This window comes from Candidatus Marsarchaeota archaeon, from assembly GCA_023485295.1.
Taxonomy (GTDB): domain Archaea; phylum Micrarchaeota; class Micrarchaeia; order Micrarchaeales; family Micrarchaeaceae; genus Micrarchaeum_A.
The window spans coordinates 1-20,147 of record JAMCZQ010000004.1 but is presented as its reverse complement, the minus strand read 5'-3'; the positions used below and the strand labels follow the sequence as shown (position 1 = coordinate 20,147).

Below are 20,147 nucleotides of genomic sequence, written 5' to 3'. Positions count from 1 at the left end.
TATATAATGTGGTTGATTAATTGGAAAGTTAAAAGAGGTCTGTATGATTCTTATATAAATCAGTGGCTCTGGAGCAGTAGAAGTTACTACGTATGCATATATAGCGCTTGAGATTATTCCAATTACGATCGGAATCACTATTATCTGGGCTATCTCCTTTAAGCTCCAGGATTTTAGTTTTCGAGCCGGCATAGTTAAACTAATAGTAGAGGTTATTTAATAGTTTTCTCAACGTCTTCCTTTTCATTCTTATCTTCTTTCCTTCTTTAACCATCTTATTAAGATAATACAGTTCTGTTCTGGATATTCCAATTTGTTTTGCATCTATATTAGTTAGGTTAGGGATTATCTTACACAGTTTCTCATCAATTCTAGCACCATATATGGTATAATTATCGTCAGAAACGCCGAGAACTTCGCTTTCTTCAAGGTTGTTTGACTCTTTGCCGATGTGTTCTATCTCTCCGATATCAATTTGTTTCCTTTTCAACTCTCCTATATTCCCATCATACTTGCCATCGTTATGATTCATGTAGTCTAAGAGGAATTCTGAAAACGGTTTCCAATAAAACTGTGTATTGTCAACATACGCTTTGCCAGTTTTGTAATCAGTAAATGAGCTAAACGGCACGATATCTGTGTTTTTGGTGTAAGCCAACATGGGTATTATTGGTTCCCTGGTTGAAGGATCCAACCTATGCCCAATGCCAACTATAACAAAATTGAATGGCTTTAGTTTTTTATTCTTGTTTGTGCGTCTAAAACGCCGTAAGACAAACGGCGAAGTCAAAGCAAGTTTACCAATCACATATTTGTTTGAATATTTGCTCTCTGTCTCCGCTTTCGATAGTGTATTATAATGATGACCTAGTATATCTTTCCAAATAGCTTTTACCCCATCTTCATTTATACCTATCAAACCACCCAGGCCATGGGATGAATGCTTTAAGATGTTGATTTTACCGCTCTCCATGCTGTACATACAATACCGCTTTGCAGAAATGCCATAAAACCAAACATCGTCTAGAGGCTTGCCATTCTCATCGTTTTCTACCTTGAACATCTCAACTGGTGTAGTGTAAGGATTCAGAGACCTGAAGAATGCTTGAATCTTATCCACTAATTCTGGGTTAACAAAGAGTGAATCGGTATCGCAATATGCAAAGTAGCCTTGGTTTTCACGTGCAACTGTTTCCACCATGGCAAGTATTAACCTTGATCCTGATGTTAACATAGTTGCAATAATAGGGTTGAACGCTCTGCCAAACTGCTCTTTCTTGTCTATCTCGCACGTAAACTTATTTATTCCATAGATTTCTGCATTTACCCTCTCGTTTTGCGTGTTTACTTCAACGAAAATGCCATAAGAGGTGGCATTTGCGATTATTTTGGCGATAAAGTCCTCTTTCTTGAGATCTTTGTTATCAGAGTCTTGCTTCAATTTTTGCTTTACCTCTAGTCTATGCTCGATTAGATAGCGAATAAAATCGTCTTTATACGGATCTATTGTCTTCCCAAACAGGTTTATTGAATGTAGGTTGCCCTGTTTGCCTTTGGCAACAAATCGAAACGCCTTGATTATCTTAGGTACTTTGCCAGTAAGCAGTTTTGACGCTATGATGTCAGGATAAGTGTACCAAAGTGCCTTGCCTTTTGCAAAGTTCAGTCCTATATTGTATGCCGCATTGCCTTTGTATTTAGCTCTGAGTGGCAAGATGTCGTTATCCACGTCCACGAGAGCGATACCATTGAGCGTTTTCCATAAATCCTTGTTTGTAAGGTCGTTTAGCTGTATGCTATCCAGCAAGTTATCGAATTTGTTATCTTCTATGACTTCGATGTTATCTGCGATAACGTAATCCCATAATCCGAGTAATACGAATTGCGACGGATACATGGATGTAAAGTCGATATATGATACCTTTACAGGTGACTTGCGTATATGCACTTCTGTTCTACCACCGTAATAGGTGGTCATTATCCATCCGAGCAAGTGCTTAGGGAACATGGGGTTCAGTTCTAGGAACGGCTTGATGCCCATCTCCTTGAAGTATTCCTTGCCTATAGACGCTGGCGATAACAGTTTGCTCAGTGGTGTTGACAGTTTATACTTTGAAAACTCGCTTTTCAATGCAAGAAACAGGTCATAAGACGCAAAAACATCGTTTATGTTGTATTGTATGTACTCTGGCGTTATCTTGCCATGATCTTCAGTCTTCAGTTTTTTATGCTCAACGTTAAACAGTTTACATGCACTTTCAAGAGAGTGATTATTGTTGGTTAACGCAAAAGATAACGTTCTCAGATCAACGAATATGCCTCTGTATCTGTTAACTTTTTTATAGTTTTTAGAGTAAGGCGTAGAGAAGTTTATCAATGAACGTTTAGAATCGATGTGCTTTATGATGATTCTAGGTATATAGACGTTATCGAATAGCTTGAAAGAGAAGGCGTTGCTATCTTTCCTGGATACGCTATAATCTATCGCTATTCGCGATATGTCAAAAGGTAAATTAAAACCAACACAAATTGCCCTTCTTTTATAGACTATGTTTATAAACAAATCAAGAAATTGGCTTTTCGTCATCAGTTTTATGTGCTTTTTATTGGAATAGTCCGATAACGTTTTTACTTCATTGTTATCCAAACTGTTATCATAAAACAGCCCAAACTCATCCAGTTTATCGTTCTGCCATATGCTGTAAGACCCAAATTTTAGGTTCTGATACTGGTCTATCGTTGTTTCTGTGTCAAAAACAAACACTAAATTATCGTTATAATAGGTAAAGTTATCGTTCTGTGGATTGAGTTCGTTGTCTATATAACATCGCAATGCTATGCTAATTCCTTCGTTCATCTGCTCGCCAGTGCTTTGCCTACGCCATAACATAGGGAATCTGCTAAGCAATAGTAAGTGTAATCCCCTGTTTTGACGTATTTCAGCAAAAGCAATTCCCTAATACCTTGCATTATGAATCCGTTTTGTAGTGTTTCTGTGTTGTTTTGATTAGTCCAGCGTACATCCCACGTATTCTGATGCTTTGTTATCTCATTGTGGCATGGTACGCATAGAGAAACAGTCATCTCAGAGTTGTTTCTGCCTGCTATATGGTGCAGTTCTAATCTTTCTCGCATATAAAACACTTGGTATCCCTCTGTTTAGGGTCTTTTTTGACTAGGTATTGAACATCTTTTACAACCTTATTGACCTTTTTGTTATCCAGATTGTTCTTTTCTGCTGAATCAAAGAAATAGCTGATAATATCTGATAACAATTTCTGCTTTTTATCCGTATTTTTACCTTCTTTTATGCTCCTTTTATCATTATTATCCGTTATTTTATCATTTATCTTTACATCCATTTTTACAGTCATTTTAACACTATCTCTATCGTTTTTATGCATGTTATCACTGTTTCTTGCCCAGTAATGCCAGAATGATAACAACTGCTATAGCCCCTATGCCACCGAGAATGGCAAGTCCGTCACCATCGCTATCTTTGCCTCGCTCTACAATGCTATGATCATGGTGTTCTGGCTCTTGTGGTTTAGGTTGCTCTGGCTGTGGTTCTGGTATTGCACCATCATACCGCATCTTTAGTGGCGTGTAGATATCCTCAGTTATAACGTCTGACTCTTCAATGCCTTTTTCAGCTTCAACTGGCTCTGGTGTTGGTTGCTGAACCACTTCATGCGTAAATACTGGTTGCTTATATTCCATACCTTTATGGAATCGGTGCTTATGCACCCTGTACGACCCTTCACTACCAAAACTGCGCTTGCAATATGGACATTGTATCATACGTTCACCTGGTAAATATCGTAAAACTCTGGCTCTTCTCGCCTTGCGTTGATTTCACGTATAACTGAGGGATTTGTTTCAAGGGTATGCCACTTGCCTGAACTATCCTTTACTCTCTTATCTTCAAAATCGACTAGAACATCAGTATTGCCAGTGTTGAGGTATTCCTTTACTGAGCTATGGTACTTGCCGATAAGTGTTGCATAGCGAGAATCAGTTACCTCTATGAACAGCTCCTTGCCGTTCTCGTTTATTGCCATTATGCGTGAGATATGGTCTATCTTCTTTGCTTTCCAGCGACCCTTTACCTTCTTGAAGCCACGAGTAGCCTTTAGGACTGATTTAACCGATATTCCGTGTTCTTTGCCGAGTTTTGATAGTGATAATCTAGATCTCCTGGCTTGACTCAGAACCTCTAAAGCTCGCTCCCTTGCTAATTGTTCTTTAGGGCTGAGCGTGTTCCAGGGTCTTGTGGATATGAGCTTTGGCTTGCTTTTACTGAGCTTCTTTGTAGCTATTTTAACATGCCCCCTTAGCTGATCCAAAGTCGCTTTAGGATAGAGCGAATGTAACCTGACTACACGTTTTATGTAGCTAGTATGCCTATCGTGGGTGAATAACCAATCTTCAAAGTTTCTGTATCTTTTGCTGAATCTCATCGAAACCACTTCATATATTGCGCTTTTTTCCAGCGCATGGTCTAATAGAAAGGTTTAAATAGATTAATATTAACAATGATATACAATTTGATATATAGAACGAATATGAAAAATAGGTATTTTGATATGAAAAAATTAAAAAACGATATAGACCTTCTGGCAGAGATAAAGAACGCCTTCGGAACTATGCCATATATACGTAAAAGGGATTTAATCGCCAAACTTAGTGTGGCGCACCAAAACATCGTTGGCTATAGTAAAGTTACGTTAGAACGAAAGATTAATGATTTATGTGATGACAAAATCCTCATCCGAATTTACTACGGCGACATCCAGAAGTTTGGAATAAAAGAAACAGATAAAAAAGCAGTATATTTACTTTTCAAAGAAACAACTAAAATCAAAGAACATATCAATAATGTGCTAAAATTGCTTGATTCAGATAAAAGCGAAGACATCCAGCTTGTATTAACCGAATTAGATGCGTATAGACAAAGATATATTTTAGATGGAACTCAGTTAGATAAATTTGTAGAAAAGTTACAGATTAAAGACGACAAGCTAAGATATTCAATCTTCATGCTTCTTTTTGGCGAAATAAATAAAGGTGTTGAACCTACTGATATAATACAGACAAAGGGCATTTTGCACTCGCTTTTAAAGGTGTACTCCCTTGACTCATATAAACAACATAGCATACGATCATTGGTGATAGAACTTTTGGGGCATTATTCTGATAGTATCGTTGTAACCCAACTAATTAAAGACGCAACCACATTGAATGAAAACTATAGTAATGACATTTTCAATTACCTGACGGAAACGTATTGCAACCCGTCTGTAGCTAAATTAGTAGAAGAGAATAGAACAAAACTTTTTAATCTGGAAAAAAGATTTAGGAATGAAAATAAAGAACATAGTGCTGGATTAATATCTTGGGTTAGGTCTTCAGCAATAAGAAATCTGGATCAGTTAGAATATACAAAACAGAAACCTTATCTAAAATCTTCATGGCAACCTAGTGCGCTTAGGTAAATGGTGATGCAAAATGAACCCATTACTAATCTCAGGATTCGGCACTAACATAAGCGTAGATAAGCGTCGTCTAATCATTCAGAACAAGCTGGACAACCAGAGGCACGAATACTATCCGCATCAGATAAAGCATGACTCTGTAATAGTAGATGGGCATACAGGCAGTATAAGCTTCGAGGCTATGCGATGGCTGGTAAAGCACAACATCTCTATCACAATGCTCAACTGGAACGGCAATCTGCTAAGCGTTACGTTGCCTAAAGAAACGGTATCAAGCAAACTGAGGCTAAGGCAGTATGAGATATATAAAGATGAGAAGAGGCGGTATGGGATTGCATACCCAATAATCAAGGAGAAGGTCAAGCAGTCCATAAATCTGCTGAGCGAGCTATCAAAATACTACAGCGAGATTGATGCAAATACGATAAGTTCAGAATCAAATAAAGAATCCATATTCAAGTTGAAGACAACTTACGATTACCGCAACCTTATGATGTATGAGGGTAGAATCGCAGACATTTACTGGTCTCAGATCATAAACGTGTTCAATAAAATGTGCCCAGAGTTCAAGTTCGTTAGCAGGAACAACACCTTAAACTCGCATAACCGCAACGCCTCAGATGAGATAAACGCCTTGCTGAACTATGGCTATGCTGTACTGGAATCAGAGGTTAGGAAAGACCTCAATTCCATAGGGCTTGATTCATCGATTAGCTTCTTGCACGAGCTATCGAACAGCAGAGCCTCGCTTGTTTACGACGTTCAAGAGCTTTATAGGTGGCTGGTAGACCTATCTGTAATACAGTTACTAGAGGAAAAGAGGCTCAAGAAGGCGGACTTTATCGTAACAGAGAACTACAACATAAGGCTAAGGGAAAGCACAGCTAAAGCACTAATCGAGAAGATAAAGCTGAACTTCAATGCAAGGGCGTTATACAATGGTAAATACTACAGCTACCAGAATATTCTGTACGAAAACGTCAGGTTGCTTGCAAACTACATAATGGGCAAGTCGGACAAGCCACAATTCAAAGTACCAGAGTTCAAGATAAAGCGTGAAGACAGCACAGGTGTCCGCAGTAAGGTGCTAAGCCTAACTCCACAAGACCGCAAGAGGTTAAGCGTGAATAAGTCAACTCTGTGGTATATGAAGAAGCACATAAAAGAGGGAAAGAAGATTAAAATCTACGGTAAAGTTTTCAGAAAAATATGAGTGATTACTTGGCTTTATTCAGCATATTAAAAAATAAACACCTAATTTATCTCGGTTTATGTTCTGGAATTGTACTATTCTTGATTTTTTTGCTTTTAGGATTAGCTTATTTCAAAGTGGAACCGGCCATAGCTGTCTCAGAAACAATCGTAGGAGTCATTGTCGCATATACGATCTTTGTTTATGAATGGTTTATAGCGTATGTGTTTTCATTTAAAAAAATACAGGCTCTTCAGAGTTTTAGGAGGTCTTCTGGATGGAAGAATAGGATAAAATATATAGCAATTGGATCAATACTCATCTTAATTCGAACAGCACCGATACTCTTAATTTTATTACTTATCAGTTTCGATTTTTCTATAGTTAAGGTCAATATTGAAACATTGCGTGAAGTTCTTGGAGGGATTACAGGGGCATGGGCATTAGGAATTTTCCTATATATACTCAGATTCGAAAGGGCAGATAAAACCCAGACTTTCAATAACCCCATCGATGCTGATGAAACAAATTTCATAGATCTGTATAATCAAACTGAATATGTCAACAGAAATGCGTTACAAGATTCTGAGTACTTCATGCTCGCACATTTAACTCCGAATCAGTTTGTGCATATCGCTATTCCAAACCAAAGCACAAATCAACTACCGCAGATTACAGCACAAGATTCTCAAAAAGTAATTAAATTAAAATCGGATTTGTATCAGGATTCAACAGAAAGATGGTATAAGGGATTCGTACCTATGCGCCGGCGTGTTCAGGGGCATTTACTTTTTGCAGCTGGCGCCGAATTTTCAATATCTCTGATTATGTTTGATAGAAGTTCATATATGCATAAAGATATATTAGATCCATTCTTTACCTCAGACTTGCCTGTTTTTGATGATGTACTACCTAATGAAATAATAAGCAATATTCATAATGCGCCTGACATAGCCAACAAAACACTTGCACTTGGGAATATTGATATACTATTAGATAAAGCAATAATCTTCTCTGGAGAAGCTATCCGTGCATGGTTTATACCAGAACTGTCTTTCTTCTCTGCTTGGAGATCTATAGAGACTATGGCAAAACGAGAGTTCAGGAACGATGAATTAGCAAAAGGAACTGCGTATGCAGACATACAAAACTTATGGATATATGGTAAAAATATCAGTGGTAGCCGCACTGAATCTGGTCTTAAAAGAAGATACATAGAAAAAATTCTCAATAATAAAAATATACCTTTCAAGGGTAGTGATTTAGATACCTATCAGAATCTCCGTAACTATATAGGACATGGGTCTGTAGATATAGACTCAGAACAAAATATGGAAATTATGGAGCACAAAAAATTTGCTGACATTAGCAGTAAAACGATAGATGTGATTAAGTTATCTAGAAAGTTGATTAAAGATTATCTACAACTGAGTTCCTGATCCTATATGCATTTAACTATACCTCTTTCTTACACTAGAGTGGATGAAGAAAGCACCTATTACAAAGCATATGGCCAAAGTAACTATGTGCAGAATATTTAGTGTTACGGTAGTGGCAGCTCCAACTAACGTCCCAGCAATTAAAGCAACCCCCAAAGGCTATCTACATTTCTCCGATTGCCTTATTATCCTTTTTACTTGTTGTCTGCCGTGTTGATATTGTCATCGCCTTCTGATCCAACTCTCGTTATGATTGGCCCTTTAGCACCCCGATTATCTTGATAAATGTATGTGCTCTTGGTACTACTGGAACTACTAGCTCTGCTTTTTGAAGAGAAGGTGCTTCCAGAGCCTTGAAGCCCGTTAACTAGCGCAGCCAATATTGGCCCAAAGCTATCCGGTTTTACTATACTGCCAATTCCCAGTATCCCAAATATTGCTGAAAGGAGGTATATGATGATATGTGTTTGAAAAGTTCCACTGCCAGACCCTCCAGCGATAAGAACAACAGCAACTATTACTCCTGCTATGCCAAGCGAACGCAATTCTGCACTGGTTATTTTTTTCTGAACCATTTTACCCCCAATAAGTTAGGGAGGTAAAATACATAAATCTTACGTTCGAAAGATGTTCAAAATCTTTGATTTATATATAACCCCTATATTCAGATGCTCCCGCCGGGATTTGAACCCGAGTTTCAGACTTGAGAGGCCTGCGTCCTTGACCGGACTAGACGACGGGAGCACAGTTTAGATTTACGCGCTATTTTCTTATAATTGTATGCTTTGCATCGCTGTACGGCGCAAGGCTGCCTTCTATTATGTCAGTCGCACTTATGCCAGTATGGCTCTCCATCGCTGCAAGCTTTGTTATAAGGTCCACCTTCTTGCTGTAGTTTGCAGCGGCATCCTTGGACCAGTAGTCCATGTTTCGAAGCACTTCGTCTATTTCGCTTGCATAGGAGTCCAGCCTTGAGACTGCCTCGCTCTTGGATGGGCCCATTGCGGATGAGGCACGGAAAAGCTCAACCATGGTTGCAGCCTTGCACGCATCCTTGAACACCATGAACGATTTCCTGTGCAGCGATTTTAGTAGAAGCTGCGTTGCCCTTCCTATCTTAATCCCGTTTGCGGCAAATATCGCAGGCATTGTTATTATGTTGCGCTCAGGCGGCACCCTTATCACAACGCTCTCGCTAAGGCAGCTCGACAGGAAGTAGCTTATGTCCCTGCTGCTTGCACCGTAGAACAGGTTAGTGTAAGCGATTGTTGCAAGCTTCAACTCCCTGTGCAGGTCATCAGGATCAACCGGCTCGTTGGCGTTCAGCTTTCCGAGAAGGGCTGAAAGCCGCGCGCTGTACGTGTGCATGCGCGAAAGGCGCCGCTGGTTGCTTGTATTTTTGGAGAACACCAGCCCGGCGTATTTAGTCGCGTACTGCATGGCCATGAGCATTGACTTTATCGGCACTGCGTTGGAAAGGTTGAGTATGCGCCTGGTCTTGTACTCGTTGAGTATAACACGTGGTATTGAAACATTCGCGTTTCTCTGCTTTAGGATCGCCAGACTATCACCTAGTTCTTTTTAGCCCCATACGCTTTTTGAGACCTGCCTGTTCGCCTTTTTGTTGCTTAGCGCCTCGCTTATCGAGTGCTTTTTTATTACTTTGTCAAGTATCGCGTCTACGTTGCCACTTTTTTTGCTCGAAGCAATGCGCTCAGCCTGTTTAAGCTTATTAGCGTAATAATTATAAGCCTTTACTGCCGCCACATACGCGTCGCGCTCGTGCTGGTCCTTTATTGTTGCAGTTCTCGCAGCGCTCTTTTTCTCAGCCATTGATATGTCGGATTTTGGCATGAACAGTATCGCATTGAATGCGGAATTGACCCTCCTTATAGTGTCGCCCCTGTCCTTTTTGTCGCTTGCTATGACGCTTGGGGTGCCTGTCTCCCTTATCTCGTTTATGAGCCATTGTATGCCGCCGTTCTTCATGTGGGCTGTTAGCAGCATCTTGCCCTCAAGGCTTAGGCATGCTATCGCAACGGTCTTTCCTGTGTCAACACCAACTATTATGTGCGCCAAGCAATTTCCTCAGCCCAGTCTGGCCAGCGAATAGTTTATCGCGTTGCGTGCTGTTTCTGGAATGGCTTCGTATTTGCAGTTTGCTATGAATATGGGGGTTGATGTTACGTTGTAGAAGCTTGCCAGCTCGGCCTGGTATGAAAGCGTTGTCGGCGCGCTTGCCATGCACTGGCCGAATGCGCTCATGTTGAAGCCTGTGGCGTTTGCCATGGAATACAGAGTGACATTGCTCAGCGGGTTCCCGTCGTAGACGCTGCCAAGCGTGCTTACGAATTGCGCGAACTTCGGCTGTGCGGATGCGCATGCAAGATATGCGCCCAAAAGCTGTGTCTGCTGTATTCCGTATGCCCTGTACTTGCTTATGGAATAGCTTGAGAATACGAACTTGTAGCTCATGTTAAGCTTGCCTGCATACTCCTTGCTCATGTTTATGCCTTCCTCTATGGCGCCGATGGCGCCAGGCGCATACGGGTCGGTTATCATGTAAACAGGTATCGGCGGCGTGCTGGCGCAGGAGGTCTTTCCGGATAGCTGCAGCACTCCAGGCGCGACTACGCTGTTGTTCGTTACTATTCGAGAGCGCAGCATCTGTATGTATGGTGTTTCAAGCGTGAGGTTTGAGCCGTAGAACTGCAGCGACACGTTGAGTATGGAATTGGAAAATGGATCCTTATAAGGCACTACTACAAGCCATGAATTGGTCGCAGGCATGTATGAAGCCTTTGACTGGTTTACCAGCGAGTAATACGCAAGGATTGAGAGCGAGGTGTTGACATACTGGTAGCCTGCGAGGACCTTTGATGCTGCGGCTAGCGCCTGCGATTCATTGTATTTCGGAGTTATGCATGCGCCGCTTGACGACATTCCGTACTGGCACACTATGGTAGTCTTGAAATTCGCAAGCGAAAATGCCAGTGCCGCCAATACTATGACCAAAGCTATGAGCGCCACGTGCAGATAGTCAAGACCGCCCATCTTTGATGCGGGCTTGATAAGGAATACTGCCTTTGCGTCTTTTTTCTTTTGTCCCTTTGCTTCTGCATATGCCATAAGATCACCTTATTCGGGCCCGGCGGGAATTTCACAGCTTTGCCTAAACAAAACCATTTTGAACCCGCGACCTTCACCTTAGGAGGGTGCCGCTCTATCCAAGCTGAGCTACGGGCCCTATATTTATGGATTTGTGTAGTGCATTAATTTATAGTTTTACATCCTTGCTACGGGATTTATGCCAAGGGCGAGCAGCGCTTCCTTCATCAGCATGTTGAAGGCCTTGACTATGGAAAGCCTGAAGCCCCTTGCCTCATCAGGCGCCTTTAGCACAGGCACCTCCTCGTAAAACTTGCTGAAAAGGGTCGCAAGCTTTGATACATATTCCACTATTATATTGGGCTTGTATTCCCTTGCTGCCTTTTCGAGCATTTCCTGCGCGTACGTGATGTGCTTTACAAGCATGAATTCTGCATCGCTTACGGAATAGCCTTCAGGCATGGCGCCTGTTGAAAAGCCCTTTGCAGCTGCATCCTCCAGGAGCCTTGCAGACCTTGCATACATGTATTCGCAGTACGGCCCGGAATTGCCCTCGAAGTTGAGTGCGCGCTGCCACGAGAAAGTGAGCGTCTTGTCGTTTGACAGCTTAAGGAACTCGTATTTTATCGCGGACATCCCTATGTCTGAGGCTATGCCCTCCTTTTCTTCATCGCCGAGCTTGAATCGCTCGGTTATGAGCTTCATGGCCTTTTCCTTCGCCTCCCTGAGAAGGTCGTCGCACGTGTAGCCAACCCATGTGCCCTTCCTTCCAGACAGCGCTGCGTCCTCAAGCTCCACCACGCCATAAGCCACGTGCTTTATGCTTTCCTCGTACGACGCGCCCCCGACAAGCCTTATGGCGAGCTTTACCATCGCCTGCTCGTAGCTCTGCCTTGCGTCGATGGTATTGACCGCCCTTGAAGCGCGGCCGAATTCCATTGGCACTCCTGATTCGCCGGTTGAATATAGCGGCTTCTTAATTGCGCCCTGGTCCATGAACTTGTGGTACTTGAATGTATCGGGTATCAAGCCCAGCTTCCACATGTGGAATGCGATGTCCTTTGCCAGGTAGTTCGGCGCTCCATTGCTCCTGACAAGCACCTTTGTGCCCTCCTTCATGCCCTTGAACTCATCAGGGATGCCTGCTATCTTTGAATGGTCTATTACTATGCAGTTTGCATACTTGCCATCCGCAGGCTTGCTCGTTATTCCTTTTTCCTCAAGTATCTTCAGTGCAGATTCCAGCAGCTTCTCGTGGACTATGTCGCTCTCCCATACAAGCACGTCGTGGTATATGCCCATTGATATTATTGTAGAGTATTCTGCAAGCACAAAATTCTCAGCCATTTCCCTGGCCATTTTGGACTCGTATGTGCCGCGCTGCTCTATTGCAAGAAGCAGGTTGTTTACTTCCTCGCTTATGCTTGCGTCGTCCTTGAGCATGCGGTTTACTGCGACGTAGATTTCCCCTATCATGTGGTCAAATTTCTTTGAAGGGTCGAATTTCATGCCAAGCTTTTCCATGTGCGTAAGGCCCCATACGACTTGTGCGACCTGCAGACCCAGGTCGTCTATGTAATCCTCGCGCTCCACGGCATAGCCTGCACGGCCCATCAGGTTGGCAATGGCTTCGCCGAGAAGCACGTTCCTGACCTGGCCCATGTGCATCGGGTGCGCCGGGTTTATGCTAGGATATTCTATTATTGCCTTTTTCGAAGCACCTGCTTCGGAAGCGAAGATGCTGCCTGAGCTGAGAAGCTGCGCTATTGAGCTGGAGCAGTATTTGCTCCGGTCAAGGCTGAAGTTTATGAAGCCGTTCGCCGCGTCTGCACTTTCTACCGCATCAGGCTTCTTTAGGGCTGCAATTATGCGCTCCGCAACTTCCTTGGCGCTTGCGCCCTTGGCGCTTGCGATCCGCTGGGCTATGCTTGTTGATACGTCCCCAAAGTTCCTCGAGGGTTCTATCGAATCGCGCAATGTGGATTCATCCACGTCATAGCCGCTTGCCATAATGGCATTCAGCAATGCACCGTATATCGACTTGTGCAGCTTTTTGTATGGTTGCTCTTCCATTGTGCTTCACTTGTGCAAAAGCTAGTAGCTTATTCTGTCAAAACCCTTAAGTGCTTTGGGTATGGACTCGATTATGTCGGAAGCCGTTATGTGCAGGCCCTTCTCGGCGAAAAGCTCATCGCCTATTTTCGAATGGACATATACTGCGGCTGTCGCAGCTTCGATAAGGTTTTCCTTGCACTGCGCCGCATATGCGGCTATCATGCCAGCAAGTACGTCGCCGCTGCCCATTGTGGCGAGCGCGGGGCTGGCTGGCCTGTTTATTTTAAGCAGCGAGCCGTTGGTTATTATGGTTTCATGGCCCTTGAGCACAAGCACGCACTTGTAATTGCTTGCAAAATCCATTGCTGCGTGTATGCGCATCTCCAGCGGCCTCTTTGAGGTGTCGATGCCTGAAAGGTACTTGAACTCGCCGTCATGCGGCGTTATCACCATACCTTTTTTTATTAGGCTTTTGTTCTGCGAGAGCATGCGTATTCCTGCGGCATCTATTATCATCGGGACGCCTTTGTCGTATTCTGCATTTATTATGTATTTGAGCTGCTTTGCGCTCATGTAGGTATTTTGCATTCCTGGCCCCAGGACCATTGCCTCATGCCTGGTTGAAATGATTGCCTTTACGTCGTCATCTGAAAGCTGCTTTGGCGAAAGCTGCTTCACTATCAGCTCGGGCTTCATGCTTCGAACAAGCTCTGAGGAATTTGCAGGCGCATACACGGTCACGTATCCTGAGCCTGTGCGAAGGGCGGCAAGCGCATGCTCGGAAGCCATGCCTGACAGCAGCGGCGCGCCCTTGTAATCCGTGCTGCCCCCTACGACAAGGACGTTGCCGTGGTCGTATTTGCTTGCAAAAAGCTCGCGTGGCTTGGTGGCTATCATCACGTCGCCAGGGCCAGTAAAAAGCTCAGCCGTTATGGGAAGCCCTATGTCAACCACGCTGATCTCATAGCTCTGGCCCGCGCTTTTTAGGTAAGCCTTCATCTTGTTTACCACAAAGAGCAAATCTGGCTCTACGGCCTGGATGTTTTTCATGCCAGTATCGGCGTTTATGCCGGATGGAACGTCTATGGACATGACGTATTTGCCTGACTCGTTAATGGCTTTGATAGCCTGTGATACAAGGCCGGAAAGCCTTCCGCGCATCCCTACGCCGAGGATGCCGTCTACAACAGCATCCGAATTGGAAAGCATCTTCCTAAGATCGGAAATGTTGTCCTGGCTTATTTCCTTTATGTCCAATATTCCATCAAGGGTCTTGAAATTGAACTTGGCGCTTTCATTGTGCATGCTTGAGGCATCGCCTATTAGCGCAACGCTTACTTCAGCGAAATTCATAAGGTGCCTTGCTATGGACATGCTTATGGCACCCTTTCCGCCGACGCCGCATGCAAAGAGTACGCGCTTTCCCTTTTGCCTGCGCCTTATGTAGTCAGCAATCTTTGAGCCAGCATTCTCAACCATCATCTTTTCGTCCATGCCCATTGCCTGGCCGTTGGCCCGTATGGCGTAAGAATCCTCTATGCTGAAGTACTTTTTCGTGTATATGGTAAACTCTTTTAGACTTTGCATCGTATTAATTCATTATTAAAATAATAAAAACCTGGTGTTTTGAATAGCTAAAGTTTATAAGACGAAGGATGGCCTTGCGATAAGCATACCGCGCGACATAGTCAAGTCGCTTGAGATTGGGCCAGGGGACGACCTTGATTTTATAGCTTACAAGGACCGCTATTACATAATAGCGAAGAGGAGCGACATAGCAAAGCTTATTACAGGGAGCGAAGGCGCTGCGCAGAAGGCTAGGGAAGCTCCTGCCGCAAATGCCCAGCCTGCAAGCCCGGAGCTTAGCCAGCAAGAGATATCTGTGCTGAAAAAGCTTGACACGCTTAGGTACAACATGCGCACTACTCCTGAGGTGGCAAAGATACTCGATGAAAAGGAAAAGGGCGTATTCAAGGACCTTATAAAGAAAAAGGTTATAACGCCTTTCAAGGATGAAAACCAGAAAACGCACTACAGCATACAGAAAAGGGTGTATGACTTATACCTGATGCGCAAGGGCAAGCCGCAGTATAGCGAAGCCGCAGCGGGCCTCGAGCCTGCAGCAATCCAAGGCAGGCCAGTGCAGCAGAATGCCATAGAGCTTTACATAAGCAAGCTCCAGAAGAACGGCTTTGTAGTGGTTCCGACAGAATCCGAAGCTTCGGCGATATCCGCAGCGCTTGAAGACAGCATAAGGCGCGGTGTTGTTGTGGGCACAAGGGCTTTCAACAAGAAGTTTTACATAGTCATGCGCTCTTTCATAAACTCAACGATACCACAGATTATGGCAATAATAAGCAAGAAGAGCATGCAGGTAAGCGACATAGCAAAAGAGTGCAAGATGCAGGATGAGGCAGTAAGGTCGGTCCTGTACGTCATAGCTGAAAGCGGAGAAGTCACGGAAGTCAGGAAGGATATATTCAGGGCTGCGTGAGCAATGCGCTCATGCGTATATGAAATGGTCCATCAGTATTACTGCAAGGGCAAAGATTATCACAGCCACAAGCACGAATTTTGGATTTATCTTTGGGCCTTTAGACGGGGCATCGTAAAAGCTCAGTACGCCTGCCTGCGACTGAGGTGAGAATAATGAAGCCACTTAATCACATTAGGAGTTTGGTGCAAAATATTAATAGAGGTTGCGGTTTCTGCATTTGCATGCGCTGCTGTCATAATGCCACTATTTTAATATTTAATTGTTCACAGATATATTAGATGAGTGGTGTGATAAGGTGGCGGTGCAAAGCGACGATGACGGAACAGATATAGAGAGCAGCAGCCCTTGGATAAAGAGTCCGATGAGCCAGATACCTGAAGCAAAGGCTGCAAGGCGAAAACGCGACATAAGCCTTGTCGGGCCTATGTTTTTATGGGTATTCATCATAGTAATAGGCATAGCCTTTGAAACTGTCGTGCCAAGCCTGTTCAGCGGCGGGGGGCTTCTGCATATCAATACTGCCTTCTATACCAGCATGGGCAAATACATACTTTATCTTCCGGGCGCAATAATACTTCCATTGATTATATCGGTTTGGATAGGCCACAGAGTTGGAGAGGGATCGGAAGACACTAAGACCGCGACAAAGCTCGGAGTGCTGAACGGAGTTTATTCTTCAATAGTCTATGCAGTAGTCATAGTAATAGCGTATATAATACTCTATTATGCAGGCCCTTCTACGATCATACCGCTGCAGGACTTTGAGGAGTACATGATAGGCATACCCGTAGTGATAGTAATAGTGTTTTCCACGCTCATTGCAGTTCTCAACAGGGTCAGGAAATAGCTATCTTGCAGCGCTTACTATCTTTATTATGTCCCCATCTGCAAGCTTGTGGTCCTTCCCTATTCTCATCTTCGTGATTGCGTTTATCGCGTAGAGCATGTTCTTCGCTATTTCCGAATGTATGGCGGCAGCAAGCTCCTGCGCAGTCGAGCCGTCAGCAAGGAGCACTGCGTCAGGAAGCACGTTTCCGTAATGGTCTGTGAATTTGTTTTCGTCCTCTACGGGATACACCACTATGAAGTGCATTGTGCTGAAGACCAGCGTGTTTATGAGCTCCTGCACGTTGGTGCCTTGATTCTTAAGGAAGGCTGCCATTCTTTCAAGCGCCTTGCCCTGCTCTTCGTTGATGGTGCCAGTTACCTCGAAGCTCCTTGATCCCGGCTCGTAGCGTATTGCCCCCGAAGAGGAAGCCTTGCGCAGGGCCAGTTCTATTGCTGCAGAGCATTCTACCACTGCTATTGAATTGCTGCTGCAATACTGCCTAAGCGATGCCATAGCCTTCTCTGATTTGGCATCTGATTTGTTTGCCGCAACGATGAAACGCTTTGAGGCCATCAGTATGGACCTTGAAAAGCGCTCAATTCCCACATCGTTCCAGTTTATCCTTGATGATGTAAGTGCCAGCTTGTCGATGGTTTCCTCTATTTCGCGCTTTCCTATCTTAAGCCCTGTCAGCAGTTCGCACATCGCGGCTATGCCGTCATCCCTTTTGCTGAGCGAAGGCATATGCCGTTCTATGATTCCCGATATCCATTCAACAAGCTCGTCCACCACCATTTTGACGTCTTCGGCAGGGTCGGAGTAGTCGCAGCTGTTGCCCTCCTGGTCGGTTTTGCCGGTAGCGTCAACAACTATTATGAATGCATCAGCCATTGACAGGTCGCTGAGAAACTGGTTGCCCATGCCCTTGCCTTCGTGGGCCCCTGGAACGAGGCCTGCGACATCTACCACGTTTATAGGTATGAACCTGTGCCCGTTCATGCATATCGAATTTCTTGGGTTGCACTTCTTCCCTATTTTGGCTTCAGCGCACTCCGCACTTGCATAGCAAACGCCCTTATTTGGGTCCACTGTGGTGAATGGATAATTTGCAATCTTGGCGTCGACCATCGTCATTGCCGAGAACAGCGTGCTTTTGCCCTTGTTAGGGGCGCCTATTATTCCGATTATCATGCATTACCTACCTGAAAAGCTTTTCCTTTACCGGCCTTTTCTTGTCTATCTCAATTATTGCGTAGTAGATAACAATGAGCGATATTATAATCATTACGCCAAGCACAAGGGCCTCTTTTGGCATGCCTATCATGAATGCCATGACCGCAACGATTGAGACTATCGGCACGTAAGGGTATAAGGGTGTTTTGAAGCTTCCGAGCCTTTTTATGCGCCTGAAATGTATGACTGCAAAGCTTGCCAGCAAATACGAGAATAGAAGGCCGAAATTGCTTATTGCAGCTATTATGTATATGTTCCCGGAGAAAAGCATTATTACGCCTATCACTGCAGATATTACAACGCCGTTGACTGCAACGTCCCTTTTCCTGTTAAACCTAGTTACAGGATGTGGCAAAAGCCTGTCCTTGCCTATTTGGTATAATATCCTTGAAGATGTGAGTATCATTGCAAGTGTGGCGGAAGTTGTTGCTATCATTGCCCCTATGTCTATTATTGTCGATATGTAGCCTGGCGCGTGTATATAGCTTAGCGCAAATGCCAGCGGGTCTGCTGCAACAGTAAACTTTGCTACAGGCACGAGCAGCATGAGCGCCAGCACAACCAATATGTATACTATCATGCTTATGACTACCGAATACAGTATTGCCCGTGCTGCCATGTTCGGGCCGCCGTCCACATCTAACGTAAATGTGCTTATGGACTGAAATCCTGAGTATGCGAAGAATATGGCTACGCTTGCCGCAAAAATGGCTGCAAGGCCCACCTTGCTTGCAGGTGTTGCAAGATATGAAAGGCTGAAGTGGCTTGCACCAGAAAGCGCGAATATCACTGCAAATGCAACGAATATGGAGAGTATGCCTATCTTCACTACAACAAGGCCGAAATCCATCTTTGCTGCCTTCTTTATGCCGTATATATTGACAATGGACAGCACGAATATGAGCGCGATTGCAAGGTAAATCGAATAGCCGCTGCCCAAGCCCAGGAAGCTTGAAGCGTACGAGCCGAAGCCCAGGGCAACTGCTGATATTGCGGTTGCAAAGCTGAAGTAAAGCAGAACGCCAGTTATAAAGCCAAGCTGGCTCCCGAAAGCTTCATAAACGAACGAATACGCTGCGCCTTTGGCCTTTGGCATTATTGAGCCCAGCTCGCCCAGCTGAAATGCAATAAGTATTGCGACTATGCCTACGAATATAAACGCCACCAGGGCGTAGGTGCCTGCAAGGGCTATCGCTGTTCCGCTAAGCACGAATATACCTGCGCCTATTATGGCGCCGAGCGCAACCGCGGTTGCCACAGGCACGCTTATCTTTTTCGGCATACAAAGGCACTTGTTTTTATAAAGCTGCGAAGCTCATTTATTTATAGATTAATAAAAAAGATATGCGATAGATAGCGATTTGTGCAGGGATAGCAAAGCCTGGTCAAATGCGACGGGTTTAGGGCCCGTTCCCTTAGCGGGTTCGAGAGTTCAAATCTCTCTCCCTGCATTAAGTATAAATCTATTTCCTGTTAATCTTACTTGGTATCATGCAGCTAGAATCCGAGCGCAAAGCGCAAAGCGCCATGGAATACCTGATGACATACGGATGGGCGATACTGATTATTGCAATAGTGCTTGCAGCGCTGTTCTCTCTTGGGGTTTTCAGCTCTGCTTCTCTGGTAGGCACTACATGCCTTCCGAATTCTGGCTTCCTTTGCAGCGGGCCTGTTGCGCATGGAACAACTTTCACTGCAACCATAGGCCAGGCAACAGGCACTGCATGGAGCAACGTAGTCCTGTGCTTCGTGCCCAACGGCGCTCCTGCGCCTTCTTCTTGCGCAGGATATCCATCGGTAAACGCAGGTGACATGAAAAGCGGCATGTCAGGCACGTATTCTTTCACGATAGATTCATCCAGCAGCAGAGCGGGTGGGCATATATGGGCGCAGTATGACGAGGCAAGTTATTCTAACCTGGTGTCGCAAATCGCAACTGTTACAATAGCAGGGCTGACTCCAAGTTCCGCAACTGCGACTACGTCAACATCATTCGCCCTGCCTTCTGGAATAACAAATTATGCAAATGTGGTGATAACTAATTCGCAGGGCACAGCAACACCTGCACCATTCCAGCAAGAGGTTCAGATACCTGAATCGGATTATTCCAGTTACTTGACATATAACGGAAATGCTGCGAACTTCGAATTCTTCTATGATGGGGGTGCAATAATACCTGCATGGATAGAGAGCAATGATTCCGGCACAATTACTGCGTGGTTAAAGCTACAAAACGGCATACCTGCAAATTCCGCAATAACAATATACCTGGGATTCGCGCCAAAGACTACAAACCTTC

Annotated in this window: 19 protein-coding genes and 3 tRNA genes; 7 read left to right on the top strand and 15 right to left on the bottom strand. The window is 44.2% G+C overall.

All coding sequences use genetic code 11. The features are described from left to right. Positions 1-199: 199 nt before the first annotated feature. The 4 genes from M1125_01975 to M1125_01960 all read right to left on the bottom strand — a co-directional run bounded on the left by M1125_01975 (position 200) and on the right by M1125_01960 (position 4,460). Entirely contained in the window at positions 200-2,857 is a 2,658-nt protein-coding gene (locus M1125_01975) for a hypothetical protein (protein MCL5404587.1), read from the bottom strand. 262 nt (positions 2,858-3,119) lie between these two features. After that, positions 3,120-3,404, bottom strand: coding sequence for a hypothetical protein (locus tag M1125_01970; protein ID MCL5404586.1), 285 nt, complete (start codon positions 3,402-3,404; stop codon positions 3,120-3,122). Positions 3,405-3,408: 4 nt separating this feature from the next. Beyond that, complete coding sequence (locus M1125_01965) at positions 3,409-3,720, bottom strand: hypothetical protein (protein MCL5404585.1); 312 nt, start codon at positions 3,718-3,720, stop codon at positions 3,409-3,411. Between the two features lie 77 nt (positions 3,721-3,797). Beyond that, a complete protein-coding gene (locus tag M1125_01960) occupies positions 3,798-4,460 on the bottom strand; it encodes a hypothetical protein (protein ID MCL5404584.1) in 663 nt (220 codons plus the stop codon). Between the two features lie 126 nt (positions 4,461-4,586). Between M1125_01960 and M1125_01955 the strand changes: the two genes are divergently transcribed. The 3 genes from M1125_01955 to M1125_01945 are packed head-to-tail and all read left to right on the top strand — an operon-like array spanning position 4,587 to position 8,126. Then, on the top strand, positions 4,587-5,495 hold the full coding sequence (locus M1125_01955) for a hypothetical protein (GenBank protein MCL5404583.1): 909 nt from the start codon (positions 4,587-4,589) through the stop codon (positions 5,493-5,495). A gap of 13 nt (positions 5,496-5,508) precedes the next feature. Further along, entirely contained in the window at positions 5,509-6,708 is a 1,200-nt protein-coding gene (gene cas1 / locus M1125_01950; GenBank protein MCL5404582.1) for a CRISPR-associated endonuclease Cas1, read from the top strand. 8 nt (positions 6,709-6,716) lie between these two features. Next, a complete protein-coding gene (locus M1125_01945; GenBank protein MCL5404581.1) occupies positions 6,717-8,126 on the top strand; it encodes a hypothetical protein in 1,410 nt (469 codons plus the stop codon). A 194-nt stretch (positions 8,127-8,320) separates the two neighbouring features. On the opposite strand, the gene M1125_01940 is transcribed toward M1125_01945, so the two are convergent. The 8 genes from M1125_01940 to M1125_01905 form a co-directional block, all read right to left on the bottom strand. Next, entirely contained in the window at positions 8,321-8,701 is a 381-nt protein-coding gene (locus M1125_01940; GenBank protein MCL5404580.1) for a hypothetical protein, read from the bottom strand. A 94-nt stretch (positions 8,702-8,795) separates the two neighbouring features. After that, positions 8,796-8,870: transfer RNA gene (locus tag M1125_01935), tRNA-Glu, on the bottom strand. 18 nt (positions 8,871-8,888) lie between these two features. Beyond that, complete coding sequence (locus tag M1125_01930) at positions 8,889-9,572, bottom strand: hypothetical protein (protein MCL5404579.1); 684 nt, start codon at positions 9,570-9,572, stop codon at positions 8,889-8,891. A gap of 135 nt (positions 9,573-9,707) precedes the next feature. Beyond that, entirely contained in the window at positions 9,708-10,205 is a 498-nt protein-coding gene (locus M1125_01925; protein ID MCL5404578.1) for a DUF460 domain-containing protein, read from the bottom strand. Between the two features lie 9 nt (positions 10,206-10,214). Continuing rightward, on the bottom strand, positions 10,215-11,255 hold the full coding sequence (locus M1125_01920; GenBank protein ID MCL5404577.1) for a hypothetical protein: 1,041 nt from the start codon (positions 11,253-11,255) through the stop codon (positions 10,215-10,217). A 14-nt stretch (positions 11,256-11,269) separates the two neighbouring features. Beyond that, positions 11,270-11,373, bottom strand: a tRNA-Arg gene (locus M1125_01915). A 38-nt stretch (positions 11,374-11,411) separates the two neighbouring features. Continuing rightward, positions 11,412-13,307, bottom strand: coding sequence for an arginine--tRNA ligase (locus tag M1125_01910; protein MCL5404576.1), 1,896 nt, complete (start codon positions 13,305-13,307; stop codon positions 11,412-11,414). A gap of 21 nt (positions 13,308-13,328) precedes the next feature. Continuing rightward, positions 13,329-14,876 (bottom strand): NAD(P)H-hydrate dehydratase, encoded by a 1,548-nt coding sequence (locus tag M1125_01905; protein MCL5404575.1) that lies wholly within the window; start codon positions 14,874-14,876, stop codon positions 13,329-13,331. Positions 14,877-15,171: 295 nt separating this feature from the next. Between M1125_01905 and M1125_01900 the strand changes: the two genes are divergently transcribed. Beyond that, complete coding sequence (locus tag M1125_01900; protein ID MCL5404574.1) at positions 15,172-15,783, top strand: hypothetical protein; 612 nt, start codon at positions 15,172-15,174, stop codon at positions 15,781-15,783. Positions 15,784-15,792: 9 nt separating this feature from the next. Here M1125_01900 and M1125_01895 read toward each other — a convergent pair whose 3' ends face one another. Further along, positions 15,793-15,948, bottom strand: a complete 156-nt coding sequence (locus M1125_01895; GenBank protein MCL5404573.1) for a preprotein translocase subunit Sec61beta — start codon at positions 15,946-15,948, stop codon at positions 15,793-15,795. Positions 15,949-16,081: 133 nt separating this feature from the next. Between M1125_01895 and M1125_01890 the strand changes: the two genes are divergently transcribed. Beyond that, positions 16,082-16,633: a hypothetical protein gene (locus M1125_01890; GenBank protein ID MCL5404572.1), complete on the top strand. Its 552-nt coding sequence runs from the start codon at positions 16,082-16,084 to the stop codon at positions 16,631-16,633. On the opposite strand, the gene ychF is transcribed toward M1125_01890, so the two are convergent. Further along, on the bottom strand, positions 16,634-17,806 hold the full coding sequence (gene ychF, locus M1125_01885; GenBank protein MCL5404571.1) for a YchF-related putative GTPase: 1,173 nt from the start codon (positions 17,804-17,806) through the stop codon (positions 16,634-16,636). 7 nt (positions 17,807-17,813) lie between these two features. After that, entirely contained in the window at positions 17,814-19,130 is a 1,317-nt protein-coding gene (locus tag M1125_01880) for an APC family permease (protein ID MCL5404570.1), read from the bottom strand. 83 nt (positions 19,131-19,213) lie between these two features. On the opposite strand from M1125_01880, the gene M1125_01875 reads away from it, so the two are divergent. Together M1125_01875 and M1125_01870 are read left to right on the top strand one after the other, a co-directional pair. Further along, positions 19,214-19,299: transfer RNA gene (locus M1125_01875), tRNA-Leu, on the top strand. A gap of 40 nt (positions 19,300-19,339) precedes the next feature. After that, positions 19,340-20,147, top strand: an 808-nt coding sequence (locus tag M1125_01870) for a hypothetical protein (GenBank protein MCL5404569.1), incomplete at its 3' end; no start/stop codon positions are given.

Coding starts and splice junctions, on each gene's coding strand:
- M1125_01975 (MCL5404587.1), bottom strand. CDS start 2,857: ATGAACGAAGGAATTAGCATAGCATTGCGATGTTATATAGACAACGAA.
- M1125_01970 (MCL5404586.1), bottom strand. CDS start 3,404: ATGCATAAAAACGATAGAGATAGTGTTAAAATGACTGTAAAAATGGAT.
- M1125_01965 (MCL5404585.1), bottom strand. CDS start 3,720: ATGGAATATAAGCAACCAGTATTTACGCATGAAGTGGTTCAGCAACCA.
- M1125_01960 (MCL5404584.1), bottom strand. CDS start 4,460: ATGAGATTCAGCAAAAGATACAGAAACTTTGAAGATTGGTTATTCACC.
- M1125_01955 (MCL5404583.1), top strand. CDS start 4,587: ATGAAAAAATTAAAAAACGATATAGACCTTCTGGCAGAGATAAAGAAC.
- cas1 (MCL5404582.1), top strand. CDS start 5,509: ATGAACCCATTACTAATCTCAGGATTCGGCACTAACATAAGCGTAGAT.
- M1125_01940 (MCL5404580.1), bottom strand. CDS start 8,701: ATGGTTCAGAAAAAAATAACCAGTGCAGAATTGCGTTCGCTTGGCATA.
- M1125_01930 (MCL5404579.1), bottom strand. CDS start 9,572: ATGGCCATGCAGTACGCGACTAAATACGCCGGGCTGGTGTTCTCCAAA.
- M1125_01920 (MCL5404577.1), bottom strand. CDS start 11,255: ATGGCATATGCAGAAGCAAAGGGACAAAAGAAAAAAGACGCAAAGGCA.
- M1125_01910 (MCL5404576.1), bottom strand. CDS start 13,307: ATGGAAGAGCAACCATACAAAAAGCTGCACAAGTCGATATACGGTGCA.
- M1125_01905 (MCL5404575.1), bottom strand. CDS start 14,876: ATGCAAAGTCTAAAAGAGTTTACCATATACACGAAAAAGTACTTCAGC.
- ychF (MCL5404571.1), bottom strand. CDS start 17,806: ATGATAATCGGAATAATAGGCGCCCCTAACAAGGGCAAAAGCACGCTG.
- M1125_01880 (MCL5404570.1), bottom strand. CDS start 19,130: ATGCCGAAAAAGATAAGCGTGCCTGTGGCAACCGCGGTTGCGCTCGGC.